Source organism: Flagellimonas alvinocaridis, from assembly GCF_965248585.1.
Taxonomy (GTDB): Bacteria; Bacteroidota; Bacteroidia; order Flavobacteriales; family Flavobacteriaceae; genus Flagellimonas; species Flagellimonas alvinocaridis.
Map to the genome: position 1 here is coordinate 3,188,979 of NZ_OZ252111.1, position 15,989 is coordinate 3,204,967.

Genomic DNA, 15,989 nt, shown 5'->3' on the forward strand with positions numbered 1-15,989 from the left:
AATTTAAGTTGATAGCACAATAACTAAAACGAATACTTTAACAGTAAGGATGATGCGTAATATTTGACTAACTTTGCGTAATAATAAAACAAGTGAGATGGCACTAGAAATAACAGATGCAACTTTTGACGAAGTAGTTTTAAAAAGCGACATACCTGTCGTAGTGGATTTTTGGGCAGCATGGTGCGGCCCTTGTAGAATGGTCGGACCGATCATCGAAGAGGTAAGCCAAGAATATGAAGGAAAGGCTGTAGTAGGGAAGGTAGATGTAGACGCCAATCAACAATTTGCTGCCAAATATGGTGTGCGTAACATTCCTACCGTTTTGGTATTTAAAAATGGTGAGATTGTAAACCGTCAAGTGGGCGTATCTCCCAAAAAAGTATATACTGACGCCATTGATGCGGCACTATAAAACAATATTCCTATTTGGATTTTAAAAAAGGTTTGGCAAATGCCAAACCTTTTTTGTTTTATATTGAGATCAGAATCTATTTATGGATATCCGATCAGAACTTCATAAGGCCCCCTTATTTAAAAACCTTGAACTTTTGGCCAACCAAATTGTTGAAGGTTTTATCAGTGGTATCCACAAAAGCCCGTTCCATGGGTTTTCTGCTGAATTTGCCGAGCATAAAATCTACAATCCCGGGGAAAGTACCAAACATTTGGACTGGAAGCTGTTTGCCAGAACGGACCGCCTTTACACCAAGCGATATGAGGACGAGACCAATCTCCGATGCCATATGATCTTGGACAATTCGGCCTCCATGTACTATCCAGAGACAAAAAATCCATCCATAGACAACTTCAACAAAATAGGTTTTGGGGTTCTGTCCATCGCCGCTTTGATGCAAATCTTAAAAAAACAGCGCGATGCCGTGGGCCTGAGTATATATTCGGATCATTATAATTTTTATGCAAACGAAAAAAGCAGTGAGCGTCATTTTCAGATGCTGTATTCCAAATTGAATGAGGTATCCAATACCAAGGATAAATCTCAGGTGACCAAGACCTATACCTTTCTACACCAAATTGCAGAAAAGATTCATCGCAGAAGCCTTATCTTTTTGTTTTCCGATATGTTCCAAACCGAAACCGAGGAAGAGAAGCTATTTGAAGCGCTTCGTCATTTAAAATACAACAAACACGCCGTGGTCCTGTTCCACCTTTTGGACCAGGAACATGAAATGGACTTTAATTTTGAAAACACCCCCAAACGTTTTGTGGATGTAGAAACCGGAGCCCACATAGATCTATATGCCGGGAACATCAAAAAAAGCTACACCCAAGAGGTACAAAACTACACAAATGCCTTACGGTTGAAGTGCGCTCAATACAAGATCAAATATGTTGGTGTGGATGTACGTTCCAATTTCTCACAAGTATTGAATACCTTCATGGTGGAACGGCAAAAATTTGTTTAGTCATTATTTTTAAAAAATGTTTTGTTGAATACGAAATGAGAGTGTATATTTGCACTCGCTTTAAAAAAGCAAATGAACAAGATTTGAATCCCGCTGTTGCGGGAGTCTAACAAGATAAAATCATTGGTCTGGTAGTTCAGTTGGTTAGAATACCTGCCTGTCACGCAGGGGGTCGCGGGTTCGAGTCCCGTCCAGACCGCTTGGAATATTTCCAAATTTATGCAAAAGCCTGTAAATTAAATGTTTACAGGCTTTTTTCTTTTCCATTGTTACCATAAAACATCAAAAAACACCATATAAAAGGTGCCTAATTCGGTGCCTCTCAAGACTCTGGTTTCAGAGGTACCTCCATCGCCATAATTATCTGTTTTGCAATTTATTGCAAAGATTTGTTAACATTTATTTAAGACCTCTTTTTGTACCTTCAAAGTGTTAATTCAATCCTATTCTTATGTTTTCAACAATCAATGTCATCTTTTACCCAAAGCGAAAGGTAGTTAAGGAACCCAAAAAATCTATTATATATGCACGAATCACCCTTGATGGGAAACGTGCGGAGTTCAGTACAGGCAAGCAAATTGAGCTTTCCAGATGGGACACCGACAACTGTAGGGTTCGTGGTAAAGGCCCAGAAATACTAGTATTGAACCGATTTTTCGACACCTTAAAGGCGAAGTGCATTTCTATCTATGATGAGCTTGTTCGTAGTGGGGAATATGCGGATGCCGATACCGTTAAGAACATCTTTTTGGGCAAGGGCCAAAAACAGTATATGATCTTGGAAATATTCCAAAACCACAATGATGAAATGGAAAGTTTAGTGGGCAAGGAATATTCCGCGGGAACACTTCAAAGATATAAAGCCGCCAAATCACACATCTCTGATTATATAGTATACAAGTACCAAAAAAAGGATTTTCCGCTTAAAAAGCTCGATTATGAGTTTATAACGGGTTTTGATTACTTTTTGAAGAGCAAAAAAAATTGTTCCCATAATACAGCGACCAAATATATTGTCAATTTCAAGAAAATTGTCCGTATCGCCTACGCCAATCAATGGATCGACCGGGATCCGTTCTTCCACTGGTCCGCCAGTTGGAAACAAAAAGAACGTGAGTTCCTGACACACGAGGAACTGGAAGCGATGCTAAAGCAAGAATTTGAGTTTGAAAGACTGGACACGGTGCGGGACATGTTTTTATTCTGCTGTTATACCGGGCTGGCCTTCGCCGATATCGAAAAGTTGACCAAGGATGACCTGGTCAAGGACATCAAGGGAAGCAAGTGGATCAAGACCAAAAGAAAAAAAACGAAGGTTTTGAGCAGTATTCCCTTGTTGAGCATTCCAGAGGCCATTATAGACAAGTACAAAGAACATCCCAGGGTAATCGAAAAAAAGACATTGCTACCTGTATACACCAATCAGCGCACCAATTCCTATCTGAAAGAAATTGCCTCGGCATGTAAGATTAAAAAGACCTTGACCACCCACTTAGCCAGACATACCTTTGCGACGACTGTTACCCTTTCCAATGGGGTTCCGATTGAGTCAGTGAGTAAAATGCTGGGGCACACCTCTTTGAAAACAACCCAAATATATGCCAAGGTATTGGACAGTAAAATATCTGATGATATGGAAAAGTTGAAGAATGACCCTGCCCTATTGGAGTTTGCAAAATCTATTTGAAACATTATCAATAAGTCATTTTTGGTACAACATTGAAATTAACCATTTATTATTATGAAAACTATGGAAAGATTTCTTGACAAATCGTCATTCAACTTGTAAGGCCGATTAAATTTAAGTTCTTAACGGACGTGTCTAAAAAAGTAAGGCCCATGAAATAAGGGTGTATACAATGTTACAGGGCTAAAAAATAGTTATAATTGTTGTGCTTTCATTCTCTATTAACTACCTACGGCTTTACATTGGTATGAAAGCACATTGCAATACTAGTTCCTGCGGTTGCAATGTGCTTGAAAATTGGGTTAGCTTAATCGACAAAATCAGCATATTCTTCTTCTGAGTTTTTGTGTGAAGAGAGGGAAGTGAATTCCTTTTTTCATTTTTAAACCCCCACTGTTTTACCGTACTTATTTTTGATTGCTATAATTAGCGATTTTTCAAAACTCGCTAAGTCAATTCCTCCAAGGATATATTTGGCAGGAATCAGTGTTCTGTAATCTCCATCTAAGCTAAATTTATCTACTTGATGGGCATTTGAATAGATGTCGATTAAATGTCCAACTTTACTACCTACATCTGTATTGAATTTCATGTATTGCACAATACTGTCAACCGATTCTATTTCATTTTTGTCTGCTCCAGTGTATTTAGTCATGTCAATTGAACACAATGCAAAGCAATCTGAGTTTTCGTATGCTCTAAGGGTTTGGTTTCGTGAAATTCTAATGGGTGTTGTTTCCAACCATTTTGATTTTACTTCGATGTAATAAACAGCTTTGTCTTCAATATATATGACTAGGTCTTGTCCGTCTTGTTCGCTTGTAATTGTTGCATTAATATTTTTATCAAGATGCTTTCTTAGCACATCTTCCAGGTGGTTGCCAATCTTCTTTTTATACTGCATTTCGGCTTCATCCTGTTGTTTTTTTCTTAGAGCATCTTCGCCAAGTTTGAGCAATTCATCAAGGTGTGGATGATTAGCAATTCCAGCCAGTTTTTTTATAACGTCTTTATGTTGACTCAGAATTGTGAAGGAAGCCTCACCATCAGCCAGCTGAACCAAAATAGAAGATTTATTACGGTGTGTGGCAGGGAAAATTTTTACGTATGTCTCGTATAGAGGTTGATCTTCCTTGAAGTTTCTGATGATATCAATAATTTCTGAGGTGTATGGATGTTCCTCCATATGGATTTCATTACCTGACTCACCAAAAAACTTTTGTTCAATTTGTCTGGTTAAATCCAAGCTGCTGGTCGATTTCATTTCGTCATACAGATTTTTAATAACGGAATGTGCCAGTTTTGACTTAACCGGTTCGTTAGAATCCACTACTCTATCGTGTAAAACTTTTACGAAATCAGGTATTTGGCTGTCTTTATGTAAGGATGTAATCGGTTTAAGCTGAAAAAGTTGATTCGGATAAACATCATACCTCAAGAAGAACTTTTTTACATCAGCTGAACTAAATGCTTCGCTCAAAACTTTCGCTAATGCATCAATATTAGTTTTAACCCATTCCTTGTCTTTGCTACTGATATCGTTCAGATAAATTTTGAAGAAATCGAATTGACCTTTACGCACATCAATATTATCTTCACCCGGCAGAATAGGCAGAACCAATTGATTGAGGGTTAAGTCATAATGCTCTGCAATTAGTTTGATAACTCGCACAGGACCACTGATGGAATCTTCTCTTGAGACAATACTTGCGTATTGCATCAATCTTGCTAAATAATTTTCGGGAAGTTCATGCGAGCAAGTACCATCTTTAACATGCTCGTCTAAGGAAGCATTGATTAATCCCATGTAATCCTTTCTACCGAAACGCTCAAATTCAAGACCTTCTAAAAGAAAATCAGGTTCAATCTGACGATTGGAGATTTTAGGATTTATAACGTCCGCAATTTTAATCAGCTCATCTGTCAATTCCACAGACTTGCTCAATTCAACTTGCTTTCTAAACTCGCCTTTTATGTTAGGTAAGAGTGCCTTGTTGGCAAAAAGTTCTCCCTCTCCTTTACAAATCATTTCTTTGTACAAGAGAATCAATTCGTCTTTATCAAAAGATTCAATGGTTCCTGATTCTTGAATTTTTTCGGCTATATCAGCGAATCCAATTCTATTTATTTCAGGTATATTCCATTCATCCGTCAGTTTTGTCCAGATAGGGATAAGGTCTGGTTTAGGCAGATTAGTAAAGAACCTACCTGCTATATTGTATATGGCAGCTAAAGTTTCTGGCGTTGCACCATCAAGAACCAATGAATCGAGAAAAACGGCATTTTGTGCTGCTATTGGACCTGAAAGTGTTTCTACAAAAGGCAATGTTCTAAACTTGACTGTCCAAGTATCTTTCAGACTTTTGAAATAATCGCTGAGTTCCTGATTATCTAAGCTTATAGCAAAGTTTATTTCAGCAAAAAAATGCGGTTGTTTAACTCTTGAGAGATTATTCTCAAAAAAGTCAAAAATGAGTTGAGAAGCTTCCTCCATCAATTTTTGGTTGGCTTCCTCTTCAATTTTGTTCTTTTCGTTTTCCGAATTCAGATGCAAGCCATCTCTTGGTTCGGTTGGTTGAAAGTTTTTGGAGTGAATAACGAAATTGAAACCAAAAGCTTCAGTTCCAATCAAGGGATAGAACAAGAATAACTTAGGCAATGAATTAGGTAAGGCATTCGCTATTCCGAAATAGTTGCCTTCATTGGTAATACTCGTAAAAGGAAGTGCTATGGTTAGCCTATCCGTTTTCAAGTAATTGATTTTTTTTTCTTCATCATTAATGCGTATCACCTGGCTGAAGAAGTGTTCTAAGCTTTCCTCTGAATCGTTTTTTTGATAAATTGTTGCTGTGCCATGAATGTCTGTGACCGTAACTTTTTTCAATCGGTCATTGAATATCATCACATAAGGCAGAGTTGTTTTTAGAGATTCAATAGCTTCAATAGCCCGTTTCCTGTTAAGGTCATTGTTGAAACCAAATCTGAAATCCGTTGAGGGTAATTCTTCAACGGTTAGTGCATGGTTTAAAAGTTCTTTTACTTGATTTCTCAGCTTACTTATTTCGTCACATAATTTTTCCCAATCCTGTGTGCTTCTGTCAATCTCAAGGTTTTCAAACTTGATGTGCCCTTCTGAGTTGGTTTGTACGTCTTCGCCTTCAAATTCATCTTTAATGGCTCCACTAACTTTTACTACATCACCAAACGAATGTGAAGTCATAAAACCCGTCCCGTATTGCCCTATGGGGTCGGCTTCTTCTCTGTCCAGCTTCTTTTCAGTTAAGGTTTTAGAACTCACTTGCGTAAACAAACAATCCAAAGTATGCATCGTAAATGGAACGCCATTGTGCGAAAATATGAGCTCTTCATCGGTAACCTTGACATTGATTTCACATTGTTCACTTAAGTCCACAGCGTTTTGAAACAGTTCCCAAATAGCACGTTTGGCATGTGTGGATCCGATTTTTTTAATGCCTTGGATAATTCGGTCCGCATGCCCTTTTAAATCGTTCTTTTGAGTATGTTTATCATATTGGCTAGCTCTTGTAATTGATAATTCCATGCAAAAATTATGAGGCTTACAAATTTTATTTAAAAGGTAATCTTTTTAAGAATATACAACCATTTTAGTGGGCAATGCCCAAGTTTACTCTTTAAAACAAAGCAAAGCTTTCTTATCGTTCAATAAATCTTTTGGGGAGTATGAGAACTAAATATAAGAAAATTCTAGTATAGAATACATTGGGAAAATATATGCGAGTGGTTAATTTGACTTTTGTTTCATAATAAAGTCACTATATGTTTCCTCAATTTTTATTTTAAGAGAATCATAGTATTCCCTCTTCTCCTGAGTAAGTTTATTCTCATAATGTAACGCTTCATCAACAATTGATAGCAAGACATCTTTTTTCTTTAATTCAAAAAGATCATAAAAGTTAACATCTAATTGTTTACTTAACATGAAAATTTTTTCCCAACTTGTTTTGCCCTCCGCTCTTTCAATTCTACCTACAAGGGTTGAATTCGAATCTATTTGGTGTCCCAAATCAAGCTGAGAAAGCCCTTTTTTCAATCTTGCCAATCTTATAAGACAGCCAATTTGAATATTAATTAATTCTATTTCAACACCGCTGTATTTCCTCATTCAGTAAAAATTGAGAAATGAGGAATATTTATTCGATACATATTTGTATCGAATAAAGTTATTTGGTATCTTGCCTAAGAAATACATAATTTGCGATTCTTCATTTAGACAATATTTGAAGCCATCGCTTTGAATCTCGGAAAGAAAACTGGTAATTTTTAGCAACGAGACGACAAGCAGATAGGCTCACGACCCGGGCGTGAGCTCTCTTATCGTTGCGCGGTATACCAGTACCTCTTTCCGTTAAGTTGAGTTCCACGCCCAACTTTTTCTTAGCGTTTGGTTTCTTTTTATCTTTCGGGGCATCGCCCAACCAATGGGTTATGGGAAACAAATGGCTTGTTTTTTTTATTGAGAATTCATCTTCGGTCGGCTCTGGTTCTAGAGTGGGCCTGACCCTATTTGATATTCTCTTTAAGAAAAAACCCAAAAATCCTGTCTAACTCAACGACTATAGCTATGGGATAAGCGCAACATTTTTCCGGTTTACGATATCCTCCGTCCCATAACTGACGCATACACTTTCAGGGCAACCGGCCCAAACTCGAAATCTTAGTCATTTTCATCTAGGAATCCTATTTCCAGGCACCATTACTACTTGGACAGGGTGGCCTATATCCGAACCTAAATGCCCTTAGGGAAGTTACGACTTTGTCTTGACTTTTCGGGCAGTGTGGCTAAAACCCTTTTGGGCAGTCCAACAATTGCCCTATGGGAACTAAAATTCCAACGAACGCTTTAATCAAACGAACTCAACATAATGAAGAAATCACCAATACGTTTAGGCAGGAATAAGCTTTTCCTGCTCTTATATATACTAATATCTCCCCTATTAGCCCAACACATGCACGCGGGCAATATCTTGGAGCCACCACAGTCCACCATTTCCGGCATCGTGACCAATAGTACAGGAGAACCCCTTGCCGGGGTGAATATTGTGGTGGAGTCCAAGAATAGAGGCACCATTTCAGATATGGACGGCACCTATAATATTCAAGCAGGCCCAAATGACATATTGATCTTTTCCATAGTGGGATTTCAAGCTATGAACGTCCCTATTGACGGAAGAACTGTCATCAATATCCAAATGGAAGAGGATGTCACCCAGCTCGGGGAAGTCGTACTCAATGCGGGGTATTATACCGTATCTGAAAAGGAACGTACGGGAAACATAGCCACCATCAAGACCGAGGTGATGGAAAAACAACCTGTAGGCAATCCATTGGCGGCGATGCAAGGCCATCTTTCTGGGGTAAATATTGTCCAGAATACCGGAGTGCCCGGAGGTGGCTTTGAAATTGAGGTACGTGGCCGGAATTTCATCAATGGGGTTACCGATCCCCTATACATTGTGGATGGGGTACCCTTTGGCTCCCAATCCCTGGGTTCCGATGACATCTCCAGGAGTATCGTGTACAGCGATATCAGTCCGCTAAATGCCATCAACCCTAATGATATCGAAAGCATCGAAGTGCTCAAGGACGCCGATGCCACGGCCATCTACGGATCCAGAGGGGCCAATGGGGTAGTGTTGATCACCACTAAAAAGGGGAAAGTAGGCAAAACTCGGTTCGATGCACACCTTAGTTCCTCACTTGGACAGGTAACCCATTTTATGGATCTCATGGACACACATCAATATTTGGAGGTGAGAAGGGAAGGGGTCAGCAATGATGGTCTAGATGGTTTTTTGGGAGTTCCCAGATATGACTTTTATTGGCCGGATATCACACTATGGGACCAAGATCGCTATACCGATTGGCAAAAGGAACTTATTGGGGGCACTGCTTATCGCAATAATGCCCAACTTTCTATTTCTGGGGGCAGTGATCGTACCCAGTTTTTGGTTAGTGGATCTTATTTAAAGGAGACTACGGTCTTTCCTGGGAATGCCAATTATAAAAGGGCCACTGTGCATAACACTATCAGCCATCGATCGAACAATGATCGTTTCAGTTTGAACCTCTCCACCAGCTACACCTATGAAGACAATCTGTTGCCACGCTCAGACCTTAGCATTCAGGCCTATACTCTGGCGCCGAATGCACCTGCGCTATTTGATAAGGATGGAAACCTTAATTGGGAAAACAATACGTGGGATAATCCGTTGGCGGGATTGGAAGAAAAGTTCGGCGCCAAGACAAATACGATATTGGCCAATGCGCTGATATCCTATGAACTATTGGAGGACCTCCAAGTGAGGGCTAGCATAGGCTATACGGATTATAGTTTGGATTCATACCGGACCTTGCCAAGTTCCACTAGAAATCCCAGGTTCAACTTTACCCCTCAAAATTATTCCAATCTGACCACCAATGAGTCAAAACGGATTTCCTGGATCGTTGAGCCCCAAATACAATGGAAACACGATTGGAGCAGGTTCTCCATGGATGTGATATTGGGGACCACTTTTCAACAGCAAGCCACCCAACAACTTGTCATGCGGGGAACCGGCTTTCCCAATAATTCCTTGATCTTCAACCTGACAGCGGCCGAACTGGTGGAGGTGCGTTCCAGCACCGACAGTGAATATAGATATAATGCGGTATTTGGAAGGATCAACCTTAAGCATATGAACAGGTATATCCTGAACCTTACCGGAAGGAGGGATGGATCTTCGCGATTTGGCCCCGGAAAGCAATTTGGAAATTTTGGAGCTGTTGGTCTGGCCTGGGTCTTTACCGAAGAGGCAATGTTTACTGATAGTTCCGTGCTGAGTTTCGGAAAAATACGCGGCAGCTATGGTACCACAGGAAGCGACAATATTGGAGATTACCAATTCTTGGATACCTATACGGTCACAGGAGAGGATTATGGTGGTATCGCAACGTTGAGCCCTTCAGGCATCTACAATCCCGATTTTGGATGGGAGGAGAACAAAAAATTGGAAGCTGGGCTTGAACTTGGATTTTTTAAGGACCGGGTATTTGTCAATGCCTCTTGGTATCGGAACCGTTCCTCCAACCAACTGGTGGGGGTACCCTTGGCCGCAACAACCGGTTTTCCCGAGCTTACCGGAAATTTTGATGCTACGGTTGAGAATTCTGGGGTTGAACTGGATTTTCGTTCCGTCAATTTAGTGTCGGATAAATTGAAATGGTCAACGACATTTAACTTAACAGTTCCAAAGAGCAAATTGCTGCGCTATGATGGTTTGGAAACCTCCACCTTCGCAGATAGTTATGTTATTGGAGAGCCGTTGTCCATTGTCAAACTCTACCATTCCCTGGGGGTCAATCCCGAAACTGGCCAATATGAGATCGAGGACTATAACGGGGACGGAGCCATCAGTAGCAGTGGAGACCGTCAATGGATAGAAGATTTGGCTCCCAAGTTTTATGGTGGTCTGGGAAACACCATTAATTGGGGTGACCTGACCTTTGATATCTTCCTTCAATTCAAAAAACAAAAGGCTTATAATCCTCTTCAAGACAACGCCGTTCCAGGTTACAGAAGAAATGCCAGTGTCGATCTTTTCTATGATAGATGGCGCGAACCGGGCGATGTAAAACCATTTCAGATCGCCTCTTCGGGATTGATTCCAGGCGCTAGCAACGAAAGCCTTCAGAGGAGGAGCAATGCCGCAGTGTCGGATGCTTCCTTTATCAGGGTACGCCATATTTCGATGAACTATAAGGTGCCCCATCTGGTGAATGGTCTGGATGTCAATTTATATCTGCAAGGGCAGAACCTCTTGACCTTTACCAAGTACAAAGGGCCCGATCCGGAGCAGACGCTTAATAATCGATTGCCACCACTGAGACAATTGACATTGGGACTTAAAGTGGGATTCTAACCAACAAAACAAGTATCATGAAAATAATTTTGAAGTATATGAAAATGAAATGGACATCGTCCTTTCGAAAAACAATAGTTGCGATATGGGCACTAATTGGGTTTGTGGGCTGTACGGACTTTGTGGAAGCTGACCCTCCACAGAACATTATGATTTCTGAAACCGTGTTCGAAGATGCATCGACCGTGGAGTCCGCAATGGCCGATATGTATGTTTCCATGCGGGAAAACGGAATGATCTCAGGTAATTATGGGTTTACCACTAGATTGGCCATCTACAGCGACGAACTAGATTACTATGGTTTCAATACCCGATTGTTGGAATTCTATCAAAACCAGGTGTTGTCACCCAATGCCGAGGTTTTATCATGGTGGAGTGAAGCATATGCGGTTGTGTACAGTGCCAACGCCATAGTCGAAGGACTTGAAGAATCAACTGATTTGGAGGAGGGTGAGCGAAACAGGTTTTTGGGACAGGCGCTTTTTGTCCGAGGCTTTATCCATAGTCTTTTGGTTTCCGTTTTTGGTGATGTACCTTATATTACCAGTACAGATTATGCCCCGAACAACCAAGTTTCAAGAATGCCGGAGGTATTGGTTTATGATAGGATAATTTCGGATCTCGAGCTGGCCGAGGAGCTCATGGATATGAGTACTATCGAAAATGAAGAGCGAACAGTAGCAGACTCTTTTGCAGCCAAGGCCCTATTGGCCCGATTATACCTTTATACGGAACAATGGGAATTGGCATCGACCGAGGCGACCGAGCTCATAGAGGCCTTTAGTTTGGAAGATGAACTTGGGATGGTTTTTCTAAAAGGGTCACCGGAAACGATTTGGCAGTTGCACCATGGGGAATTCCCCGGAAATACCCAGGAGGCCAGTCAATTGATCATTCCTTCCATTCCAGGGCAGTCTTTCGCCTTGACCAATGGACTTATGTCCGCTTTTGAGGATGGCGATGGGCGAAGGTCGGAATGGGTCGATAGTATAATGAATGCCGAGGAAACAATTACACTTTATTTTCCTCACAAGTACAAGGCCCAATTCGATGTCACCGAGTCCCTTGAACATTCCATCCAATTTCGATTGGCGGAACAATACTTGATCCGATCGGAATCCCGGACTCATTTAGGCGATTTGGTTGGAGCACGTAAGGACCTAAATGTGATTCGAAATAGGGCGGGACTCCAAGATATCATGGCCGATTCGGAAAGTAGGCTTTTGGAGGCCATTCTTGCTGAAAGAAGGGTTGAACTGTTCACCGAACAAGGACACCGTTGGTTCGATCTCAAACGAACCAATCGGGCAACAATAGTACTTGGAATGCTAAAGCCTTACTGGGAGGATTCTGATACCCTGTTGCCAATACCGGAGATGGAGTTGGAGGCCAACCCCAACCTCTTACCACAAAATCAAGGATATTAAATGGAAGGACTTGCCCCTTCTATCAATTGCCTTGGAATGGGGGCAGTTGTGACGGAGGAGTGTCCTTTAAACAAAGGAACAATGAAAAACTTATTATGGATATTGGTCTTTTATTGGATACCCATCCTAGGATGGACACAATTCCTAGATCATCCAAGGACTACTAAAGAAGAGGGAACGACCAATGCCCCTTTTTTGAACGCCTCCCTAGAGGAAGGGCGACTCTATATCGATTTGCCCGAAACCGCATTGGAGGAGCCCTTGCTATTGACACGAATTGGACGTTTACATACCAACGAAACCAAACAGGTGCTCTTTAAAAAGTCTGGGGACCAAATTGTATTGGAGGAACCCAGGATATGGTCGGAAACAGGGATATGGATCGCCATCCAAAATGATCCCAATCTGGAAAAGAATATCTTGGGTGTTTTTCCCATATTGGAGAAAAGTGGGTCGGGGTATCGTTTCGATATCACTGATATGTTGTTCGATCGATCTTTGGGTTGGGAAGTGATATCCAAGGAGCCCATGGTCCCATATTTGAACAAGGTAATCGATACAAAATGGCTCAAGAACGAGCTGATGGTCAAGCTACAATTAGGCCATCAACAGGGAAGGGCAAAAATTGTTCAGCCCGTGTACTATAGTTTTATGAAATTACCTGTGCCTATGGAACCCAGGAGGTTTGATTATCGAATGGGGTATTGGAACGAAAGTAGAACTGTTGGTCACAATAGGACCCAAAATTATATAGGAAGTATTACCCGTTGGCGATTGGAGAAAAAAAATAAGGATAGGGAAATCAGTGAGCCGATCAGTCCAATCATTTTTACCCTGTCTCCCGATATCCCCAAGAAATGGAGGCCCCATGTCAAGGCGGGAATCCAGGAATGGCTCCCGGCATTTGAATCGGCAGGTTTTAAGGATGCCATAGTCGTAAAAGAAGCGGATACCTTGGATGATTGGTCGCGCTATAGTCTTGGATATTCTGTGATTCGCTGGTTAAGGAACAAAAACATTAGGCACTTTGGTGAAAAGGCCAGTGGATCAACTGTAAATTCTGTAATAGACCAGCGGTCTGGGGAAATCATTAAATCCGATGTGCTTTTGGGCTCTTCATATGAAAATCTCATGGATGAATATTTTATCCGATGCGCTGCCCTTGACAAACGTGCCCAAACCTATCCCTTCCCAGATGACCTTTTGGGGGAACTGATCCAATCTTTAACGGCCCACGAGATCGGCCATACCCTGGGTATCAAGGATAATAACTATGGGGAGTATAAGTATCCCCTCGAAAAAATAAGGGATCGGCAGTGGTTAAGGTCAATGGGGCATACCCCAAGCATCATGAATTATGCCCGTCATAACAACATCGTCCAACCCGAGGACAGTGTATCTCCAAACCTACTGATACAAAAGGTGGGGCCGACTGATGGATACTACATCAGATGGGGGTACCAGGAGTTTTCAGAGGATAGTTCAATTGAGGATCGGATCGTTCGTTCCGAACATGTCATCCGAATGCAAGATACGGTTGCCTGGTATCGCTATACCAATATGCTGGGTGATTTCATCGGTCCTACTGCGACCAATGAAGTTGTTGAGACCAACAACCCGGTCAAAGCGTCCAAATTGGCCTTGAAAAATCTGGAGCGGGCCATTGCCCTTTTACCTAAGCTGAATCAAGGTCAAAAGGATAATGAACGTGTGGATCGGATCTATAAGGAAGCAATCGAACTTTGGTATTTTACCATGAGGCATGTATTCTCACTGGTCGGAGGGTATGACGTTTTCTATAAGTCGATGGAACAACCCGGTAAAATGTATGACCCTCTTCCTTTAGGGATTCAAAGGGAGGCCATGGATTTTTTGATGGGCCAGATTTTTGATCCTCCTGAGTGGTTGGTACATCCGGCATTCATGACATATTCACGGCTTAGTTCCTACCCTGATGATGTTTTTACATACCAAAACTTATTGATAGAAGAGATGTTGAAACCACAATTCATGAAACGGTTGCAGCATATGGAGACCATCAATGGATACGAAGAGGTATTGAAAAACTATTTGGAGCAACTGCAAAAGGGATTCTTTAACGAGCTGTACCAAAAAAATGCTTTGGTAAGCCCCAGAAAACGAGGATTACAGTTAATATATATTGATTTGATGATAGCCGCTATCCAGAAGGAACCCAAAGATATAACTATGAATCTAACATTGTTTGTACATACAGGTTATGCCAAGGGTATCATGATGGGACAGTTAATGGAGTTAAAAAAACAATTGAAGAAAAAAGTTCAAGAAGGGCAAGATAGTTCGCATCAAGCGCAAAAGGGACAATGGGCCTTATGCCTAGCAAAGTTGGAAAAGGTATTTCGGCCCTGACTTGTGTTTCATTTTAATGCGAGACGGACCGTTGTTTTGAATTAGCCATGAAGCCGTCTGGGAAGGAATTTCTGGGCGGCTTCCTTTATGAAAAAATCTATAAATCCTTGAACTTAAAGGTAAAATCAAGTTTCTTTGGCAAGTCCTTGGAATGCCATCGAATACTCCTTTCATACCAAATAAATAAATCCCATCATACTCAAATAAATTCTGGTAAAATATTGATTACAGGATCAGAGAGGTTTTGGGTAACCAATATATAACATCCCATTCGATTAGGCCCGGTTTGGATTCAGTGCCCAATCTAAACTTGGTTCAACCAAAGAGGCTGCCCAATTCGGGCAGCCTCACCTTAATCAATGAATCATGGAATTTAATTCCTGAGCTTTGGGTCTGTTAGCCCAATGTCATTGAACACCGGATCTAACCCCTCATAGCATTGGTTTGTACCTTCATTAGGACAATCTGTCTGGATTTCAGCGTATCCAGATTCAGTTGCGATATAACCCACATATGGAAGATTACTTTCCTCAGTGGCAAAGGCTAGGCCAGCCGCCATTACTATGGCGAAAGCCGGTAAAACGATTTTTAAAAGATGTTTTTTCATCATATTATGTTTTAATTGTTTAGCCTACTCTTTTCTAGGTTTTCGGCTTCCCCTACTGCACAGTATTTTGATTTGTTTGGATGTTGTATTGTTTCTTCGACCAAAGAATTCCCAATAGGGCAAGGACCATAAAGGTGATATTCAATAGTATGTGGTCCTTCCATCCCAAGGCGGAAATGACCCCACCACAAGAGCATGGGATGGAATCACTGTGCTTTAGAACTATAATGATATAGGTAGTGAATAACCCCAATAGAATAAAACTGGCATAAAGTGCTATGGTTCGGTATTTAGAAAACCACAATAGGCCAGCGATTACCAACTCCAGAAAGGGCACACCTAATGAAATCAGAGAGGCGTAGGACGAGATATAGGGCATCCTTTCCAATCGCAATTGAAAGGTGTCCAAATGGTTCAGTTTACTTACCGCGGTATAAACGAATAGAATGGTCAGCAAAAGGCTGAACAAGGTGACAAGTTTGGGATAGATTCCGTTATTTGACATATCTTTTG

At 41.1% G+C, this 15,989-nt stretch carries 10 protein-coding genes and 1 tRNA gene; 7 read left to right on the top strand and 4 right to left on the bottom strand.

Annotation, left to right across the window (positions count from 1 at the left end; genetic code table 11):
* The first annotated feature begins 97 nt into the window (after positions 1-97).
* From trxA to ACP14V_RS14345, 4 genes are all read left to right on the top strand, one after another.
* Positions 98-415, top strand: a complete 318-nt coding sequence (gene trxA, locus ACP14V_RS14330; RefSeq protein WP_136564614.1) for a thioredoxin — start codon at positions 98-100, stop codon at positions 413-415.
* Between the two features lie 82 nt (positions 416-497).
* Entirely contained in the window at positions 498-1,427 is a 930-nt protein-coding gene (locus tag ACP14V_RS14335) for a DUF58 domain-containing protein (protein ID WP_272608681.1), read from the top strand.
* A 125-nt stretch (positions 1,428-1,552) separates the two neighbouring features.
* Positions 1,553-1,626 (top strand) — tRNA-Asp (locus ACP14V_RS14340).
* A gap of 252 nt (positions 1,627-1,878) precedes the next feature.
* Complete coding sequence (locus tag ACP14V_RS14345; protein WP_272608682.1) at positions 1,879-3,114, top strand: site-specific integrase; 1,236 nt, start codon at positions 1,879-1,881, stop codon at positions 3,112-3,114.
* A 382-nt stretch (positions 3,115-3,496) separates the two neighbouring features.
* On the opposite strand, the gene ACP14V_RS14350 is transcribed toward ACP14V_RS14345, so the two are convergent.
* Together ACP14V_RS14350 and ACP14V_RS14355 are read right to left on the bottom strand one after the other, a co-directional pair.
* Positions 3,497-6,676 (bottom strand): sacsin N-terminal ATP-binding-like domain-containing protein, encoded by a 3,180-nt coding sequence (locus tag ACP14V_RS14350; protein ID WP_272608683.1) that lies wholly within the window; start codon positions 6,674-6,676, stop codon positions 3,497-3,499.
* A gap of 201 nt (positions 6,677-6,877) precedes the next feature.
* Entirely contained in the window at positions 6,878-7,258 is a 381-nt protein-coding gene (locus ACP14V_RS14355) for a helix-turn-helix transcriptional regulator (RefSeq protein ID WP_272608684.1), read from the bottom strand.
* Positions 7,259-8,018: 760 nt separating this feature from the next.
* Between ACP14V_RS14355 and ACP14V_RS14360 the strand changes: the two genes are divergently transcribed.
* From ACP14V_RS14360 to ACP14V_RS14370, 3 genes are all read left to right on the top strand, one after another.
* A complete protein-coding gene (locus ACP14V_RS14360) occupies positions 8,019-11,054 on the top strand; it encodes a SusC/RagA family TonB-linked outer membrane protein (RefSeq protein ID WP_272608685.1) in 3,036 nt (1,011 codons plus the stop codon).
* Between the two features lie 17 nt (positions 11,055-11,071).
* A complete protein-coding gene (locus ACP14V_RS14365) occupies positions 11,072-12,481 on the top strand; it encodes a RagB/SusD family nutrient uptake outer membrane protein (RefSeq protein WP_272608686.1) in 1,410 nt (469 codons plus the stop codon).
* An 81-nt stretch (positions 12,482-12,562) separates the two neighbouring features.
* Positions 12,563-14,869, top strand: coding sequence for a zinc-dependent metalloprotease (locus ACP14V_RS14370; RefSeq protein WP_272608687.1), 2,307 nt, complete (start codon positions 12,563-12,565; stop codon positions 14,867-14,869).
* Positions 14,870-15,242: 373 nt separating this feature from the next.
* Here ACP14V_RS14370 and ACP14V_RS14375 read toward each other — a convergent pair whose 3' ends face one another.
* The gene (locus ACP14V_RS14375) at positions 15,243-15,479 is read right to left on the bottom strand and encodes a DUF6520 family protein (RefSeq protein ID WP_272608688.1); all 237 of its coding nucleotides are present in this window, start codon (positions 15,477-15,479) and stop codon (positions 15,243-15,245) included.
* A gap of 49 nt (positions 15,480-15,528) precedes the next feature.
* Positions 15,529-15,981 carry a MauE/DoxX family redox-associated membrane protein gene (locus tag ACP14V_RS14380; protein ID WP_272608689.1) on the bottom strand — a complete coding sequence of 151 codons (453 nt, stop codon included), beginning with the start codon at positions 15,979-15,981 and terminating at the stop codon, positions 15,529-15,531.
* Positions 15,982-15,989: the final 8 nt, after the last annotated feature.